This is a genomic window from Chryseobacterium sp. Y16C (genome assembly GCF_022488405.1).
Taxonomy (GTDB): domain Bacteria; phylum Bacteroidota; class Bacteroidia; order Flavobacteriales; family Weeksellaceae; genus Chryseobacterium; species Chryseobacterium geocarposphaerae.
Genome location: NZ_CP092711.1, coordinates 1,979,534 through 1,998,855, shown reverse-complemented (window position 1 = coordinate 1,998,855; position 19,322 = coordinate 1,979,534). Strand labels below are relative to the sequence as shown.

17 protein-coding genes are annotated in these 19,322 nt (G+C 31.9%); all 17 read left to right on the top strand.

Annotated features, from left to right (window positions below; genetic code table 11):
- The first annotated feature begins 11 nt into the window (after positions 1-11).
- The 17 genes from MKS83_RS08835 (at position 12) to MKS83_RS08755 (ending at position 19,311) form a co-directional block, all read left to right on the top strand.
- On the top strand, positions 12-434 hold the full coding sequence (locus MKS83_RS08835) for a hypothetical protein (protein WP_240582857.1): 423 nt from the start codon (positions 12-14) through the stop codon (positions 432-434).
- Between the two features lie 314 nt (positions 435-748).
- Complete coding sequence (locus tag MKS83_RS08830; RefSeq protein WP_240582856.1) at positions 749-1,276, top strand: hypothetical protein; 528 nt, start codon at positions 749-751, stop codon at positions 1,274-1,276.
- Positions 1,277-1,356: 80 nt separating this feature from the next.
- A complete protein-coding gene (locus MKS83_RS08825) occupies positions 1,357-2,160 on the top strand; it encodes a molecular chaperone (protein WP_240582855.1) in 804 nt (267 codons plus the stop codon).
- Complete coding sequence (locus MKS83_RS08820) at positions 2,153-3,175, top strand: hypothetical protein (RefSeq protein WP_240582854.1); 1,023 nt, start codon at positions 2,153-2,155, stop codon at positions 3,173-3,175. Before MKS83_RS08825 ends, MKS83_RS08820 begins: the two co-directional genes overlap by 8 nt.
- A 15-nt stretch (positions 3,176-3,190) precedes the next feature.
- Positions 3,191-5,995 (top strand): hypothetical protein, encoded by a 2,805-nt coding sequence (locus MKS83_RS08815; protein ID WP_240582853.1) that lies wholly within the window; start codon positions 3,191-3,193, stop codon positions 5,993-5,995.
- A 102-nt stretch (positions 5,996-6,097) separates the two neighbouring features.
- Positions 6,098-6,670, top strand: a complete 573-nt coding sequence (locus tag MKS83_RS08810) for a sugar transferase (RefSeq protein ID WP_240582852.1) — start codon at positions 6,098-6,100, stop codon at positions 6,668-6,670.
- 30 nt (positions 6,671-6,700) lie between these two features.
- Positions 6,701-7,327, top strand: a complete 627-nt coding sequence (locus tag MKS83_RS08805; RefSeq protein WP_240582851.1) for a DUF3575 domain-containing protein — start codon at positions 6,701-6,703, stop codon at positions 7,325-7,327.
- 185 nt (positions 7,328-7,512) lie between these two features.
- A complete protein-coding gene (locus MKS83_RS08800) occupies positions 7,513-9,864 on the top strand; it encodes a GumC family protein (protein ID WP_240582850.1) in 2,352 nt (783 codons plus the stop codon).
- A 73-nt stretch (positions 9,865-9,937) separates the two neighbouring features.
- A complete protein-coding gene (locus MKS83_RS08795) occupies positions 9,938-11,419 on the top strand; it encodes a lipopolysaccharide biosynthesis protein (protein WP_240582849.1) in 1,482 nt (493 codons plus the stop codon).
- A gap of 110 nt (positions 11,420-11,529) precedes the next feature.
- Positions 11,530-12,105 (top strand): CatB-related O-acetyltransferase, encoded by a 576-nt coding sequence (locus tag MKS83_RS08790; RefSeq protein ID WP_240582848.1) that lies wholly within the window; start codon positions 11,530-11,532, stop codon positions 12,103-12,105.
- Positions 12,106-12,107: 2 nt separating this feature from the next.
- Positions 12,108-12,728 carry an acyltransferase gene (locus MKS83_RS08785; RefSeq protein WP_240582847.1) on the top strand — a complete coding sequence of 207 codons (621 nt, stop codon included), beginning with the start codon at positions 12,108-12,110 and terminating at the stop codon, positions 12,726-12,728.
- On the top strand, positions 12,728-13,864 hold the full coding sequence (locus MKS83_RS08780; RefSeq protein WP_240582846.1) for an NAD-dependent epimerase/dehydratase family protein: 1,137 nt from the start codon (positions 12,728-12,730) through the stop codon (positions 13,862-13,864). Before MKS83_RS08785 ends, MKS83_RS08780 begins: the two co-directional genes overlap by 1 nt.
- Positions 13,861-14,778 (top strand): glycosyltransferase family 2 protein, encoded by a 918-nt coding sequence (locus MKS83_RS08775; RefSeq protein ID WP_240582845.1) that lies wholly within the window; start codon positions 13,861-13,863, stop codon positions 14,776-14,778. Before MKS83_RS08780 ends, MKS83_RS08775 begins: the two co-directional genes overlap by 4 nt.
- Before the next feature lie 207 nt (positions 14,779-14,985).
- Positions 14,986-16,071, top strand: a complete 1,086-nt coding sequence (locus tag MKS83_RS08770; protein WP_240582844.1) for an EpsG family protein — start codon at positions 14,986-14,988, stop codon at positions 16,069-16,071.
- 27 nt (positions 16,072-16,098) lie between these two features.
- Positions 16,099-17,250: a glycosyltransferase family 4 protein gene (locus MKS83_RS08765; RefSeq protein WP_240582843.1), complete on the top strand. Its 1,152-nt coding sequence runs from the start codon at positions 16,099-16,101 to the stop codon at positions 17,248-17,250.
- The gene (locus MKS83_RS08760; RefSeq protein WP_240582842.1) at positions 17,247-17,984 is read left to right on the top strand and encodes a glycosyltransferase; all 738 of its coding nucleotides are present in this window, start codon (positions 17,247-17,249) and stop codon (positions 17,982-17,984) included. Before MKS83_RS08765 ends, MKS83_RS08760 begins: the two co-directional genes overlap by 4 nt.
- Positions 17,985-18,036: 52 nt before the next feature.
- A complete protein-coding gene (locus MKS83_RS08755; RefSeq protein WP_240582841.1) occupies positions 18,037-19,311 on the top strand; it encodes a GH39 family glycosyl hydrolase in 1,275 nt (424 codons plus the stop codon).
- Positions 19,312-19,322: the final 11 nt, after the last annotated feature.

Below are 19,322 nucleotides of genomic sequence, written 5' to 3'. Positions count from 1 at the left end.
ATCTGGAGGATATGTACTGTAAACACTTTGTATTGATATTTTTCTTGCTTGCATCGCTGAAATGCCTTGCACAAGAATCAGTGAGACTAAATATAAAGTTGTATCCTATCCAGACCATTTCAGTTCCCAGCAACAATTCTGAAGCTCCAGTGGAAAATAAAACATCTGTAGTGTCAGAATCAAGATATATTAAAGTATCAAGCCTTTCAGGTTTTCAGGTCAAAATGCATAAGGAAGTATACAATGCCGAAAAAAAAGCTTTTACCAGAGAAAATAACAATAATGGATATGCAATTATTGATCAACGTAAAGGCGGAATTGATGAGAGAATTGCTATCGATAGTAATTTTCTTTCAGGAAATGAAGTTGAAAAAATTAATTCAGATTCAAATTCTATATATCACACATTAGTGTATACGATTATTTCGCAATAAAATTTTAATTTTTTATGCACATTAATTATGCGTAGAATAATAATATTGTGATTTTTTATTTATTGTATATCTAATGTTTTGTGATGATAACATTATGATTTCGCATTTGTAAATTTTTATGATTGTGAAATTGTCTTTAAATTTTTCTTTTTATCTTAATTATTCTCAATTTTTATTTGTGAGATAAGATTCGAAAACTTGTTTAAAATTACAAGTTTAAAGTCTTTTTTTACAAAATAACTCTAATTTATTGCCTCTACTTTTGCAACCGATAATTTAATGAATAATTAATAAACAGAAAATATAACTTCACAATGAAAAAATTTATCTTAACTTCATTCGCTCTTTTAGGATTTGCAACAGTAAACGCTCAAAATAACCAAGTTACATTAAACGTTAAATTAAAGCCAATCCAGACTCTTTTAGTAAACCCGGCTCAAAAAGAAGTAGACTTACTCTATACAACGGCTGCGGATTATTCAGGAGGTGTTTCTTCTACTCAGGCAGATCATTTAACAGTTTACAGTACAGGTGGTTTTGAAGTAAAAGTAAAAAGTGGTGATGCTAACATAGTAAACGGTTCAAAAAATATTGCAGCAAATACAATTACTATTACAGCTAGTAACGGATCAAATAACTCAATTACAGGTGCTACTTATACACCGATATCGCTTTCTAATAACGATCAGGTGATTGCTACTTCTGCTACAGGAGGTGTAAATAAAAATATTAACGTTACTTATGCAGGTGCAGGTGCAGATACTTATGTTAATAACTATATCGCTGGTCAAACGCCAACAACATATACAACTACACTAACATATACAATTCTTGCAAAATAAAATATATAATTAGGATATGAAGGGGAAAGTGTTGCAGAGAAATGTGGCACTTTTTCTGTATTATTACAAAAAATATTTTAATGAAAATACGGGTTGTAACTTTTTTGTTATTTATGGTTTCAGTTTTGTGTAAAATAAATGCACAAACCGGTGTTTCAGTCTCTCCTCCCAGATTGTATTTTGAGTCAGATTTAGGGCGTAGCAATACACAGCAGATTACCATTACTAATGTAAGTGTGAAAAACTCTTTAGACTTAGCAGTAAGTTTAGGAGATTGGGAATATGACGGTAAAGGTGAAAACTTGATGTATCCTGCCAATACATTACCTACTTCTTGTGCCAATTGGATTTCTGTAAAAAAGGAGGATTCTTATTTTACTCTGGCTCCAGGGGAAAGAAAGGATATTGATGTTACCATTACGGTTCCCAATACATTGTCGGACAAGCTGGCTGCTCATACTGCAGTTTTATATGTAAGTCAGATGAATCCGGTAGATGATGTGGATAGTAAAGGAGCCAACATAAAAGTAAGCATCCGTTCTGGAATTAAACTTTTTCATAAACTGTCTTCTGCAAATATCAAAAAGGTGGAAATTCAGAATCTGATTTATGATAAAGCCAAAAATAAGCTTTCGCTGTTTTTTGAAAATCAGGGAAATGTATGGATAGACGGGAAGGTGTATACTGATTTGGTTAATACGCAAACCGGTAAAAAGACCACATTGGATAATATTATTTTTTATACCATGCCCGGAAATAAAAGAGAAATGGATATTGTTCTTCCTACAAAATTGGAGAAAGGAAAATATACAGCCTCTGTGATGATTGACTATGGCGATGCCAATAATTTGGAAGTTGGAGAATTAAACTTTAATTATGAGTAAAAAAAATTTTATTATATTCTTGTTCATTTCAATTCAATGCTTTGCAGGTAATGTGACTTTTAAATCCTGGGAGAATAATAGTTTTCTTCAGATTAACTCCTATAACGGGAACATGAGTCAGAATGCATGTACAATAAGATTTGACGGAAATGGAAATATCTATGAACCGAAATGGAGAGTTTCTGCACAATTAAAGGGTGCTATTACTAGCGGAGCATATACATTTCCTGCAGATAAAGTTTCTCTTCAGCCGGTTTTTACAACAGGAGCAGCGAGTCCGGGGCCGATTCCTACCATTCAGCAGATCGGAATGCCTGCAAGTGTGTTTTTACAGGTGAATACGGAGAAATATCTGGTGCCGAGCTCAAATGCTCCTCTGTCAAATAATTCTAATTCAAATGGCCCCTTCTATATGGAAATGGGATTTAGCCTGACTGTTGCCGGTGGAGCATATCTTGGAAACTATCCAACCTGGACGGAATTTATGGTTCCTGTAGAAATGGCGGCGTATGATCAGTATAATAACTTAATGGGGAAATCGGTCATTTATTTTAAGCTTCAGATTGCACAGCTTTCGGGGGTACCACCTACGTCCACTGAAATGTCTTTGAAGCTCGGATCTAATGCCGTGAATGGAACATTAGAGTTTAAAACAATCCAGGACTATACCAACGGGGTAAGTGTGTCTTATCCAAGCGGACTTATTGTAAAAAGTAATACTAATTATCAGGTAAAAGTAAAGTCATTGCAGAGCCAGTTTATTTCTGCAGCAGGAAGCACATTGCCGCTAGATGCTGTAAAGATGGTATTGAGCCCTGTTTCAGGAAATACAGGAAGTGTTTTTCCTGTATCATTAAGTACATCTTCTCAGCTGGTTGCGAAAGGAGGAACTACCCAAAGTACCGATGTATATTACGATATAAAATATTCTACATCAGCCAACGACAATAGATTTGTTCAGGCGAAAATGGAGGATTATGCTACTACTCTTCAGTATGAGATAACTCCTCAATAAAAAAACTAATCCAAAATGTTTCATTATTTATTCAGGAAAATAGTTCTTATTTTTTTGATATCAATTTCTTTTGTTTTTACTTCGGCACAGGTCTATTCCGGAATAGACATGGAAATCCGTAATGAATCTACTGCAGATAAACCCAATATTGTAGATCTTGTGGTATTGGTGAAAAATGAAACTTCTTCAAAATTTGAGGGTAACATTTATATTGATGTTCCTAAAGGATTTAGAAGTGTTTCCGGAAATCAGATAAAACTAGAGCTGAACGTTGGAGAAAAAAGGTTTTTACCTGTAAAGATACTGGTAAGCAATGATGCAGGATACGGAGATGAAGAAATTGTCTTTAGCTGTAAAAGTTCAGCAAACGAACTCATCGTAAAAAAGAAGCTCATCTATAGGGTTCAGGAGAATAATACTCTTAGACTGAATGCCGAAAACCCTCTTATCTACATGAATGAGAATAATATCAACGATTCTGTAGAGATAAAAGCAAGAGTAACCAATATGGGTAACAAGAGGCAGGATATTACAGTGGTGTTTAAAATCCCCGAAACAGCTCAGGGAACTATTTTTGTGGAGAGAAAGGGAAGTGTTGATGTATTGAAAGATACTGTGTTCAGCTTTAAATTTATTCCTGCCCATATTCTGAAATCGACACAGATGACAATAAACATAGCCGGATTTAGAGAACCTGAAAAAGAAATTTTCGGAAATACTTCCGTTTCTGTACAGAATATTTCTTCTACACAGCGTTATCGTGATATGCAGCCTCTGATGGGCTATTCTAGTTATGCAAAAAACAGTATTACAGCAGGCTACAGAAGAATTGGTGATAATGCGGATATGTATCAGTTGATTGGATCGGGGGGATTTAATCTTCCTGCAGGTTATATTTTCATTAGCGGAAATATATATACCATGAACAATCAGGATGATCCGATAGTGAATAATACCTATATTTCTTATCATAGGGGAAATTCTGCAGTCACATTGGGAAATGTGAATAGAATGCTCGAAATGCCTCTGTTTGGTAGAGGTGCAGAATATAGTCTTACCTCTGCAGATAAAGATAAAAAAGTAGAGATTGGATTTATTGATCAAAGTTTTAACCTGATCGAAAAAACGCCTTTCCTACAAAATGGTTATGGTTTGTATGCAAAAGGGACTATTGGAGCTCAAAATACTTCCAGAAGCATATCTGGAGTCTATGTTTTCAGGAATGATCCTTACGAAAAAGCAGATCATAATCTCTTGGGTACAGATGTTCAATATCTTTTCAGTAAAGACTGGAGACTGAATGCTAAGCTGTATTCCGGAATGAGTTTTTATGAGGCGGATCGTTCTACGAAACCTTCCCTTGGAGTGGAATCTCAATATTCGGGAGTGATTAGTAAAATAAATCTTAATGGAAGTTATTTCTACAGTACAGATTATTATCCGGGAAACAGAAGAGGGGTTTTGCAGATACAGCAAAGTTTCTCAAAGAATATTTTTAAAGAACATTATTGGTATGCCAACATTCTGGTTTCCGATTTCTCTCCTAAATATTTTTCTTATGATTACAATACAAGATCTAAGAATCTGAGGTTGGATACCGGAATTAATTTTGCTAAAAAAGGAGATTTCGGTTGGGGAATAGGGTATCAGTATCAGGAAGAAACATCGAATAATTATAATTCTTTTCTTGGGATATTTAACTCTTTTGAGCAGAATCAGTTAAAAGCTCAGCGATTAACAGAATATACGAACTGGACAAGTCCGGATAAAAAACATTCCTCAATTTTAGGAATTGAAGCAGGATTGGTTACCTATCCGGATATGGAAAAACCGAGACTCCAGATGAAATTATCAGGAAATTACGGATATAAGGCATTCAGTTTCAGTTATATTTATCAGTATGGAGCCTATTTCCTTTCCGAATATGCTTTTTCAAAAGTGATGAACAAGACGGAAGATTATAAAAAACTTTCTTTATCCGCTTTTTATAATAAGACTCTTTTTAAGAATAAGATTAACGTTATTTCAGGAGTATCTTATACGGATGATATTTTGTATGGTAAAGCGCCATCTGCGTTTTTTAACCTGAAATATTTAGGAAAGCAATATGGGCTTTATTTAAACTCATCCTGGTATAAATATTCTATAGGAAGTTTACATACTAATATGCTGACGATTGAAGCCGGCGTTACGCTTAATCTTCCAACCAATACGTTGGATCCGGGTAAAAAAGGAAGTATAAAAGCTTTTGTTTATTACGATAATAATGATAATAACAGATATGATGAAGGGGATGAAGCAGCTGACGGATATGTTATTATGATTAATACTATTTCATTCAAGAGCAATAAAGAAGGGAATATCGAATATAAACAGATTCCTTACGGAAAATACCGTTTGAAGCAGGTAATTCAGCAGGGATGGTATTATGATGATATGGATATAGAAATGGACTCGCACCGACGTTCATTAGAAATACCGCTTCACAGAAACGGAACCGTTCGTGGAAAAATAACGTATGACTTCGATGCAAAAACCGCACAGGAATTCAATCCAAAATTAGGAGGTATTATCATTAATATTTTTCAGGGAGAAAAACTCTTACAAAGAATTTCTACAGATGATAATGGGGAATTTTTAGCATTTCTGAGAACCGGAGAGTACAGAATTTCATTAAATGAAAGTACACTTCCTGTCAATACATATTGTGAACAAACGTATACAGATATGGAAAGTATTGCGGGTAAAATCACTGTACTGAATCCATTCGTCATAAAAGTAAAAGAAAAGAATATCCGGGTGAAAAAATTCGGCAATTAGATTTATATCTTATCAACCTCATCTTCTCAGATGGGGTTGATATTTAATATAGCGTTTAAAACTATATCTGCCATATTTTATATCTTTGTTGGTAATTTGAAAATGGTGAAAAAATATCCTTGGTGGAAAGCTTTAATGGACTATGGTTTGGCATTAATAATGGGAGTGCTTTTTCTTCCTTTGTTTGTAATATTGGTTATTTTAACTTCTATTGATACAGGCTTTCCGGGAATTTTTACACAAAAAAGAGTTGGACGTGAAGGAAAACTTTTTGTAATCTATAAATTCCAGACCTATCATTCATACACTTCTCAAAAGTCTAATTTTGGAAAGTGGATGCGTAAAACCAAACTGGATGAGCTTCCTCAGCTTTTCAATATCCTTAAAGGAGAGATGTCTTTTGTTGGTCCGCGTCCTGATATACCTGGTTATTATGATGTACTGAAAGGTGAGGATCGATTGGTGTTAGGATTAAAGCCGGGACTTACCTCCGAAGCAGGTATTAAATACAGAAATGAATCAAAAATTCTTGACAATCAATCAGATCCACTGAAGTATAATGATGAGGTGCTTTTTCCGGATAAAGTGAAAATGAATTTGGAGTATTATCATCAGCTTTCGTTTAAAACAGATATTCTTATTCTGCTCAAAACGTTTTCGATTCTCAAAGGATAATATTTATATGAAAAAAAAGTTATTAGGGGTATGAGTTTTATGTTGAAAGATATTTCGTTAATTATAGGTTTGTTTTCCACTACTTTATTAAGTGCCCAAACCGAACTAAAAGTCAATACAGTGTTTATTCCTATGGGAATTTATAATATAGGAATTGAAAAACCGGTAAATTCTAAAGTTTCCTTACAAGCTGAAGTTTTTGTGTCTCCCTGGAAATCATTTCTTGGAAAAAACCTTCAGATTTATATGGGAACAATGGAGGGAAGATATTACTTTAAAGAAGCTGGAAATAAATGGTATGTCGGAACTTATCTTTCTATGGCTGCTTTCAATCTTCAAAAATGGAATTATTGGAACAAAACAACAGTAGAAGATAAAAATGGTATCCCTGAACTATTGCCGGATGGAAGTGTCCGTCTTACGGAAAGATATCAGAAAGGTTTAGCATTTATATGGGGAATAAGCGCGGGTTATCATTTTGTGTTAGACAAAAAATGGGGGCTGGATGTTTTTGCAGGTGCAGGCTTTACTCAGTCACTATACAAAGGCTATTTTGAAGATAATAATGAAAGGTACGACGGAGCCAAAAAATGGAATAAAAGCGGGGAGGTTTTGCCCACAAGAGCAGGAGTGATGTTGACATATAAATTGGAGTAAGCAGAATAGATTGTTATCAGTAAAATACTCTTATCTTTTATTCGATAAATCAAATTTTGGAAATGATAACTAAAAAAACAATTTAGAAGCAGAATAGCACAGGCTTTTTATAAAAAAAATATATATTTGCAGGATTTCAGATGAAATTCTGAAAATATATAAAATTGATGTGATAATCCGGAAAAATGGATAAAAAATATTTAAAGGAAGAGACTAACGTAAAAGAGCTTATAGCTCCATATTTAAAAAATTGGAAATATTTTGTTGGTTCAGGAATATTAATGTTTATTCTGGCTGTTCTGTATATAAAGTCTACACCTCCAGTTTATAAAGCTCAAACTTCGGTCCTCATTAAAGATGCTAAAAAGATGTCCGTTGCTTCTGGAGATATTGGAGTACTTCAAAGTTTAGGAGGATTGAGTGGAATGGGAACTAATAGTATTGAAAATGAAGTGGGAGTTTTTCAATCTAAAGCGATTGTAGAAGATGTTTTGAAAGAACATAATTTTCAGACGCCAGTATATGCTAAGCAAACATTTTATAATCTCGAGCTTTATGGTGTTACGAATCCTTATATCATCCATATTATTCAAGAAAAAGAAGATGCCGAGCTACCTCAAAAACCTATTTTTATTAAATCGAAAGGAGAAGGAATTATATTATCGTCTGATGAATGGAAAGATGAGATAAAAACGTCTTTTAACAAAACAACGATTTTACCTTTTGCAACGATAATGATAGGAAAAAACCCGATGTATAAAGCTCCTAAAAAAGTTAATTTAACAGAGGTTTTTTTTAGTTATAATAATTTTGATAACACAGTAAATGATTTTCAAGAAGCTTTAGCAGTTGATTTATTAGATAAAGATGGTACTATTATAAGTCTTTCTGTAGACTTTGAAAATAAAGCAAAAGCAAAAGACTTTCTTAATGGTTTGGTCAGACAATATAATGTATATGCAATTAATGATAAGAATATTGAATCTAAGAAAACCAAAGATTTTATTGATAGAAGAATTGCACTTATTTCTAACGAATTAGGAGATGTTGAAACTCAGAAAGAAGGGTATAAGGCGAGTAATAATATAGTTGATTTGCCTACAGAAGCTAAAATTAATCTTCAATTAAAAGAGCAAAGCAAGGCTCAAATATTGGAACTAGGTACCCAGTTAGAACTTAATAAGATTCTTCAAAATACTTTAAATAAAAAAGGTAAGGGAGATGTTTTACCAATCAATATAGGATTAGAAAGTGAAGCGGCTGCAAAGTCAATCCAGGATTATAATACTCTTGTTTTACAAAGAAATAAATATCTAGAAAATGCTACTCCGGATAACCCTTTGGTAAAAGATGTTAATCAACAAATTGAGGAGATGAAATCTTCTTTATCTCAATCTTTACAAAAAAACATTACTACTTTAGAATTGGCAAAAAGAAAGGTAGAAAGTCAATTAGGAGGTTCAGAGCATATGATAGGTAAAATACCGACTCAGGAAAAACTATTTAGAAGTATTGAGAGACAACAGCAAATAAAAGAAAATCTTTATTTATTACTTTTACAAAAACGAGAGGAAGCCGCTATCAGTATGGAAATTACTGCGGAAAAAGCTAGAGTGATTGATAAAGCATTTGTATTTAAAAAACCGGTTGCTCCTAAAAAATTAATGATATTGGGCGTATTCCTTTTAATAGGAGGGCTAATACCATTTTCATGGATTTATTTAAGGAGTATTCTTCAAAGTACAATTGTCAAGAGAACAGATATTACAAAATTAACTGGCCTGCCAGTAATTGCTGAAATTCCAAAATTGACAAGCAAGGATAATACTCTCGTAAGCTTTAACGATGTTTCACCTATGGCTGAAGCATTCAGGATCTTTGTCACAAATTTAAGATTCTTATTACCTGGTAAAGAATCTCCATATACTATTATGGTTACTTCATCCGTAAAAGGAGAAGGGAAAACATTTATTTCTACCAATCTTTCAATTATATTGGCTTCTTCGAGAGATAAAGTATTGGTAGTCGGAGCAGATGTCAGAAACCCGCAGCTTCAGCGTTATAATCCTTCCATGAAATCAGCAAAAGGGTTAACTGAATTCTTAAGTGAAGATGTTTTGGATGTTAATGAAATTATTCATCCAAGTGGATACAATGAGAATTGTGATTTTATCTATTCAGGTTCTATACCACCTAACCCCACAGATCTTTTACAGAATGGCAGACTGGATGAACTCTTAACGGCTGTTAAGGCAAAAAATAAATATAAATATATCGTTTTAGATACTGCTCCTCTTTTATTGGTAACAGATTCTTTCCTGATAGCTGATAAAAGTGATGCGATTGTATATGTTACAAGGTCTGAAGTCTCTGAGAAAAGCTATATAGAATTTTTAAATCATTCTGTTGAAGATAATAAGCTTAAAAATGTGGGAATTGTCTTAAACGGAATAAAAGAATCTAATTTCGGATACGGAAATAAACATGGATACGGATATCACGCTGAAGAAAAAAAATGGTGGCATAAATTTTTTTAATAAGATTTAAAAAGATTTATCTTTATAAGAATGTATGAAAGTTGTACATCTGTAACAAAAAGAAATTTAAATAATGCTTTCTTCCAAAAAAATTACAATAAATGCTTTTTCAGCAGTAATACAAGTTGTATTTACAGCTTTATTGTATTTTTTTTTATATAAGTATTTATTGGCTACAATTGGAGTACAGCAATTAGGCATATGGTCATTAATATTATCGTTTTCTTCCATTGCTAATTTGGCGAATTTAGGAATGACTTCGGGACTAGTAAAATTTGTTGCAGAATACATTTTGGAAAATGATAAGAGCAAACTGGGAAAACTGATTTTCACCTCTGTCCTATCAATGTCAGTTCTTTTTGTAAGTTTAAGCCTGATTATTCTTTTAGGCGCAAAATTTTTCTTACAATATGTAATTGATGAACATTTTTTAAATATTGCATTAGAAATACTTCCTTATTCCTTGGCTTCACTTTGCATTAACGCAATAGGAGGGGTATTTACTTCAGTTTTAGAAGGATATCAAAAAAACTATATCAGAAATTTTATTTATATCGTCTCTGGAATTATTATGTTTGGGGGAACGGTTTTATTAACTTCGACCTATCATCTTAAAGGGGTTGCTATTGCACAGCTTATACAGTCTGGTTTTATTTTTTTTGCAGCCTTAGTATTTACAGTGAAAATTAGCCCGAATAATCAAATCCGTTATTGGAAATGGCATAAACAATCTTTTAAAGAATTGTTTAATTACGGTTATAAATTTCAGTTTGTTTCAATAAGCCAGCTTTTATATGAACCGGCCACCAAACTGCTTTTGAGTAAGTATGGTGGACTTGTGTTGCTTGGCCATTATGAAATGGCAACCAAAGCAGTGAATCAGTTTCGTGCTCTATTAACAAGCGCTAACCAGGTTGTGGTACCTGTTGTTGCAGAAAAAGCTAAAACAGAAGATTCTTCTTTTTTACAAAGCTTTTACATAAAGATGAATCGTATTTTACTTTTATTTAATCTACCTTTATCTACTTTTTTAATTTTAGCAACTCCCATAATTTCTTTATTGTGGCTTGGTAGCTTTAATTTTGATTTTATTTTTTCAATGTTTGTTTTGGTGATATCCACTTTTATTAATATTATGTGTGGGCCGGCTTATTTTAGCTCAATGGGAGAAGGTAAGCTTAATGTTTTAGTAATAGTTCATGTAAGCATGGCTATTATTAATATTATTTTAGGAATAATTTTAGGCTTATATGCAGAAGGTTACGGAATTATTTTAGCATGGGCTATTGCTCTTTCTATAGGATCACTAGTTGTTATTGTTAACTATAATAAATCTTTAAAAATTAGTTTTTTTGATATTTTCCGAAAAGAAGAAGCGAAATTATTATTGGTTAGCTTTTTAATTATTTTCTTAAATATTCTTTCATATCAGTTTATTTCGGCTGAAAGAAATAGTCTGAAAATGATTTTAGGTATATTTTCACTTTTTTTATATTTACCTGTTATTTTTAAAAATGAAAATGTTAGGCAATTAATTTCATCCATAAAAAAATAAAAGGAATGTTTGATAGATCTTATTTGCAAAATCCCTTTTCTACATATTTGAAATGGTTGATAACGAAAATAAAATACCAATCTAAGTATGAGCATTTTAGACTGGGTTATATGTCTAGATTAATAAATGTTGTTTTCGGAAAATACAATTGGGTTGGAAATAATGTGATTATCATAAATTCGTCTATTGACGATTTCTCATATATTTCTGATAATTCGGTAATTTGTGAAACTAACATGGGAAAGTTTTGTTCGATAGGTCCTAATGTTAGAACGGCGCCTGGAAAACATCCGACACACACATTTGTAAGCACACATCCAGCAATATATTCCAATCCAGATTATTGCTTGAAAAATTTCCAAAAAAAAGATCATCATAATCCTAATAGAAATGTTACTATTGGAAATGATGTTTGGATATGTGCTAATGCAGTTATTGCTGACGGTGTAAGAGTTGGTGATGGAGCCATAATTGCTTCAAATTCTGTAGTTACTTCTGATGTTGAGCCTTATACAATTGTTGGAGGAGTTCCTGCAAAATTTATTCGAAATAGATTCAAAGAGGATCAAATAAGTATTTTAAGTGAATCTAAATGGTGGAATAAGGATATTGAATGGATAGAGAAAAACTCTGATATTTTTCTCGATATTGAAGATTTTTGCAACTTCAATACTAAAATAATATAATAATGTCATCAATATATACACTAATAAAAACAATCAGTTTTAAATGGTATAGATTTAAAACGATTTTTTGGTATAAATTTTTTTTTCAAAAAATTGGAAAACATTGTATAATATTAAAACCTATATTTATTACACCAGAATCAATAGAAATAGGAGATAATGTTTCTATAGGATGGCAAGCAAGGATAGAGGGAGTGAAGCAATATCAAACTGAACAATTTACTCCAAAAATTATTTTTAATAACGGAGTAACTATTCAACAAAATTTGCATCTTACTTGTGCTGAATTTATAGAGATCGGAAAAAATACTGCTATTGCAGCAAATGTTTCTATAACGGATATCCATCATCCTTATGATGATATTCATTTGCCAATAGAGCAACAAAATATAACAACCAAGCCTGTTTATATAGGGGAAAATTGTAAAATTTATAATAATGTTATAATAATGCAGGGAACAAAAATTGGAAAGCATTGTACAATAGGAGCTAATAGTATAATTTCTGGTCATTTTGAAGATTACTGTGTTATCGTTGGCGCACCAGCAAGAACTATAAAGCGTTATTCATTTGAAAAACAGGCATGGCTAAAAACAGATGCTAAAGGCAATTTTATTGAGTGATGAAAAATATATTAATTACTGGAGGGGCAGGTTTTATAGGTTCAAATATAGCGTTGAAACTTATAAAAAGAGGATGGAATGTGACGGTTTTAGATAATCTGTCACCACAAATTCATGGTGATAATCCCGAAATCACTTCACCTCTTTATCAAAGTATACTTAATAAGGTCAGATTTATCAAAGGTTCTGTCACTTTAAGAGAAGATTGGATGAATGCTATAAAAGGACAAGATGCAATCATTCATTTAGCGGCAGAAACAGGAACAGGGCAGTCGATGTATGAAATTCAAAAATATATTGATGTAAATATTGGAGGAACCGCTCTTATGCTCGATATACTTACGAACACATCTCATCAAGTGAAAAAAGTCATTATTGCTTCTTCCCGGGCTATATATGGAGAGGGTAAATATAAATGTCGAGAGCATGGGATTGTATATCCGTTCGAAAGGCTAGATCAGGATATGGCAAAGGGAGATTTTTTATGTAAATGTCCTATATGCCGCCAAACTGTTGAAATACTTCCCACTACCGAAGATAGTAAAGTTCATCCCACTTCTGTTTACGGTATTACCAAACAAAATCAAGAACAGTTAGTTTTAACAGTATGTAAGTCTTTAGGAATTGCAGCAGTAGGATATCGGTTTCAAAACGTGTATGGGCCGGGACAATCTTTATCGAACCCTTATACAGGAATACTATCTATTTTTTCAACCCGGATTAAAAATGGAAATTCAATTAATATCTTTGAAGATGGGAAAGAAACAAGAGATTTTGTTTTTATAGATGATGTTGCAGAAGCCACCATTTTGGGATTGGAAAAAAAAGAAGCCAATGGTGAAGTTTATAATGTAGGAACTGGTGTTGCAATAAATGTGATGACAGTAGCTGAAACGTTATCGGTGTTTTATCAACGACAAGTACCCATACTGGTTTCAGGGAATTATAGATTGGGGGATATACGGCACAATTATGCGGATATTTCCAAAATAAAGCGACAATTAGGATTTGAGCCAAAGTGGAGTTTTGAGAAAGGTATAGAAGCGTTTACAGGTTGGGTCAATAAGCAACAAATTCCTGAAGATAGGTATGATTTATCTATTGAGGAAATGAAAAACAAAGGCTTATATAAATGAATGAAAAAATAGGTATAGTAACCGTTTTATATAATAGCGAATCTGTTCTTGAAGAATTTTTTGAGACCTTAAGTAAACAGGATTATACAAACTTTGTATTGTATGTCGTAGACAATCTTTCTCCGGATAGCTCTTTATCGTTAAGTATAAAATTAGCTTCAAAATATCAGTTTGAAACTGTAATTATTAAAAATGAAGCAAACTATGGGGTGGCAAAAGGTAATAATATCGGAATCACAAAGGCTATTGAAGACCAGTGTGATTTTGTACTCCTATCTAATAATGATATTGCGCTTGAGCACGAAACCATCGGAAAATTACTGAAAGGGTTACATAAGCACCATGCAGATATGGCAGTACCTAAGATATATTTTTATGGAACACATAAAATTTGGGCAGCTGGAGGGGGATACAATAAACGTAATGGTATTACTATACAATATGGACAAGAAGAGGAGGATAATGGCCAATTTAATATAGATAAACAAATAGCATATGCTCCTACTTGTTTTATGCTTGTGAGAAAAGAGGTGTTTGATAATGTCGGAATGATGGACGAAAACTATTTCGTATATTATGATGATACAGATTTTGTACATAGAGCACTCAACAAACATAAAAAAAAGTTGTGGTATATCTCAGATACAGCTATTTATCACAACGAATCTACTTCAACCGGTAAAATGAGTGATTTTTCAGTGAGATTCTTATGGAGAAATCTAGTTTATTTCGCTTTGAAAAACTATAATCCTTTATATGCAGCATATGTTATAGTATATAATTATTTATATATATTAATCATATTATACTTTAGATACTCTAGACATCAGAGGTTTATCGCATTGAAAGCCTATCAAGAAGGATTGAAATTATATTTAGATAATAAATTTTCAAAAAAGAATGCTAGTTTTTAAATTAATTATAGAAATTGATTGTTATTCATTTATTTATATTTGCAATTAACAAAATATCTGAAAATGTGATAATTCATGGAGCCTACTTTTAGTTTTACATACTCAATACCATACATTATTCTTTTTTTGATTTATTTTGTTCTTTTTCTTTGGGAAAATAAATTAAGAAATAGCGACGGAGATATAAAAATAATCAGGTACCTGGGTATGTTTATATTTTTTATTTTTTTTGGATTTAGAGGATATATTGATACGGACTTTGCTGTTTATTATCCATTATATGAAACAGCGCCTACCCTTTCTGACTTTCGTGGAATCTCAGATTTTTTCTCCGGAGGTGAAGATTTTCTTTTGAAAGTGGAGCCAGGATTTAAAGTCATATTGGTTCTTCTTAAGAGTATTAATAAAAGTTATTTTTTACTTCAAATCGTTTCTTCTTTTATAGATGTATTGTTTCTCAACTATTTTTTTAAGAAATATTCTCCTCAGTATATATTGGGTTTTATAATGTTTTTGATTTTTTCAGGCTTGGTCATAGAGATTAATCTGATTAGAAATTCAAAAGCGATATTTCTTTTTATCTATTCTTTACAGTTTATTAAAGAGAGGAATGCTCTTAAATATTTTATATGCAACGGAATAGGATTGCTTTTCCATTCTTCTTCCATTTTTTATTTTCCTCTATATTTTTTTCTGCACAAAAAGTTGGCGACTGCGTTTGTTTGGGGAACTTTTATACTGGGGAATGTATTGTATTTAGGACAGATTAAATTTATTACACCAATAGTTATTGCAATCGGGAATTTTTTTGGAGGATTTTATGCTATCATGGCAGAAGCCTATTCAAAAAGTAGTATATACAGTAGCGGTTATGGAATTACAATAGGATACCTAGAAAAATTTTTAACCTTTATAATATTTTACAAATCGTATGATAAAATAGGGGAATATATAAAAGATGAAAAATTACTTAATATTTTCTTCAACCTGTTCTTTATATTTACGACAACCTATTTGTTTTTATCTGAATATTCCGTTCTGATTGACAGGATGACTACACTTTTTGTAGTTTCCTATTGGATACTGTATCCTTATTTATATGTTGTACTCAATCGGGTGGTAAAAATTATCTTTACTTTTGTATTGTTATTATTTGGGATTTTGAAGATGTATAAAGCAAATAATTTTATTATCAGAAAATATGAAAATATTTTGTGGAATAAACCTACTATCAGTAGAGCTTACTTTATATTTAATAAGCATATAGATAAGATTCTTACTCCAAAGAAATAAATAGGATATAAAAAGGAAAATTTTACAATGAAAGTTGCTTTCTTATCTACATTCGCTCTAGATGCCAATATTTCTTTGATTCATGCACTCAGGAAAAAAAATGATGTATATTTTTTTACAGAAGCGCTTCATGAGGTTTATAATTTTTTAAACAAAGATAAATTAACAAAAAATATTTCGAAGGGGACAGAAGTTGGTGAACTCATCCGTTTCCATGAGCTTATAGATCTTGATAAGACATATGTCATAAAGGGGACACGCACAGTAAATATTTTCAGAAAGCTTTATGTTTCATATAAAATAAATCAATATCTCAGAAAAATCAATCCTGATGTGATTATTATTGATAATTATATGCTTACGTATTTTTTTTCAACATTACGATACCGAAAGAAAATGCTTTTCATTGTGCATGATCCGTTCTTACATTCTGGTGAAAATTTCGTTATTGACAGATTTTTACGCAGGTTACAGTTTAATCTTATAAATAACAAAATACTGTTAAATGAAAATCAGAAAAAAGACTTTATAGAACGTTACCAATACAATCCAAATACTATTTTTACCTCTTTTTTAAGCGTATATGATTATTTAAGATATTGTAAAACAGATAATAATTCACAATCTTCGCCAGAATTTAATATCTTGTTTTTTGGTAGAATTTCACCTTACAAAGGAATCAAATTTTTGCTGGATGCTTTTGTAAAGATTATTTCATCTCATCCGGATATAGATATGAAACTCACAATTGCTGGAAGCGGAAATTTTGATTTTGATATTGAAGTTTATAAACAATATCCTCAAATAAATATCCTTAATGAGTATATTTACCCTGAAAGTTTAGCAGATCTTATTTCTCAGGCTTCGGTAGTCGTTTGCCCATATATAGATGCTACCCAAAGCGGTGTGATTATGTCTGCTTATGCGTTTAAAAAGCCTGTGATTGCAACTAATGTAGGAGGACTTCCCGAGATGGTGGAAGATAAGAAAACAGGATTAATAATTGAGCCCAAAAGTTCCGATGCTATTTACAATGCTATATTGGAGCTTTACAATAATAAAAATATATTGGAAGAAATGTCCCGAAATATAGAGAAAGTATACTTTTTTGGAGAAAAAAGTTGGGGTAGCTCGGCAAATCAATTTATGGAGGCATTTACAAAACTAATAAAGAAATGAAAGTAAGTGTATGCTTGGCGACTTATAATGGGGAGAAGTTTATATCGGAGCAAATTACCTCGATACTGCAGCAAATTGATCAAAATGATGAAATCATTGTTTCCGATGACGGGTCTGCTGATAAGACATTGGAAATTATCAGAAATATTAATGACAGCAGAATAAAGATGGTAATTAACAAAGGAAAGAAAGGATATACTCCAAATTTTCAGAACGCATTGAGGGCATCAGTTGGAGATATTATTTTCTTGTCAGATCAGGATGATGTGTGGATGCCGGGTAAATATAATGCTGTTTTAGAAAGTTTAAAGGAAAATGATTTGGTGGTAACGAATTCTATGGTTACAGATGAGCTTTTGAATGTTACCAATCATTCTTTTTTCAGCTTATACAATTCCGGAACAGGTATTCTGAAAAATATAATTTGCTGTACCTATTATGGTTCTTGTATGGCTTTTAACAGAAAAGTTTTAAACCATTCTATGCCATTTCCTAAAAATGAGGAAGTGGCCATTGACCTTTGGATGGGATTAGTTGCGGAAGTGACAGGCAAAGTGAAATTTATAGAGCAGCCTTATTTACTCTATAGAAGATCAGAAAATACGGTCACTCAGTTGGGAAGCTTATTGAATAGAAGTGATAGGCCATTCATTATGAAGCTTTATAAAAGATGGATATTATTAACTTCCATATTAAAATTTGCTTTTTTGCATAAAGTAGGGCTGAAAAAATAATCTAATACTAAATTAATAAATGAAATTAAACACGAGCTGCAAAAAACGGAGAATGATTTTTACGATCATTTCTGTTTTTATCTTTTGTATGATGAACAGTCAAAGAATAAAAGACTCGGTAAGTGTCGATATTGATTTCAATAAAAAAAGCTTGCATGTAAAATCAATGTCTGGTTTCCTACACTATGATGATATCAGAGCACTTCAGAATAATATCATGGCATTACAACCAAAGTATTGGAGGATAGGTTGGTCGTACAAATCTATTTCTGATATCAATTATCTGAGAAGTTTTAATATTACTCCCATTTTGGTTTTGTCGGATATTTATGCATATCCTGGAAAAAAAAATAATAAGGAATGGTCTCATCCTTTATACACAGATAGGTTAAAGAATATAGTAACTGCCGAGTATCAGAAATTCAAAAATACAGTCATCTATGATATTTGGAATGAACCTTTTCATCAGGAAGGTTTTGGTGATTTCGATACGGACGAATACTATCAGATTTTTAAAAAGGCTCATGACATCATTAGATCTTTACCTGGAGGAGATAAAGCTCTGATTACAGGACCTTCTTTTGACCGTTATGATGAAAAAGAAATAGAAGGATTTTTGAATTTTTGTAATAAAAATAATATAAGAGTTGATGTTTTATCCTGGCACGAATGGAGGGATCAGGATTATCTGAAAAATTTTGCAAAAGATGTTAAGAAATTAAAAGAAGTAATTTTGCCTAAATATCCTAAAGTGGGAATTAAGAAAATCGTTTTAGGTGAAATTATTAATCAATATTCACAATTTTCAGGATCGGAAATACTGGAAGTTTTTAGATATCTGGAAAATAACGGTATAGATGGTGCATGTAAAGGGTGTTGGGCAGAAAGTAATGGCGTTTTTAATTGTAATAATTCAATGAATGGACTATTAGATAAAAACGGAAATCCCAGATCTGTTTGGTGGGCTTATAAGCTATACGGCCAAAGTATTAAAAACAGAGTGAAATATATTTCCAATTATGAATATGTTTCTGCATTTGCCTCTTATGATAATAAAGGTCAATATGTAATAATTAATAATAATAGTGGTAATAAGGTTATCAATACGAAAATTAATCTGAAAAATTTATTTCAGTTCTATAAAAACGGCAAAACTTTGGAATTGAAAGTTTATGAGGTACCCAATACTAATGAATCTGTGTTGGAAAGTATGATTTTGATCCAGAAACAGAAAATTAGTATTGGGAAAAATATGATAGCACTCAAGATACCAAGTATGACTCCTAAAACAGTTTATTATTTGACCGTTTCAAATAATTTTAAATAAAGTATTTATTC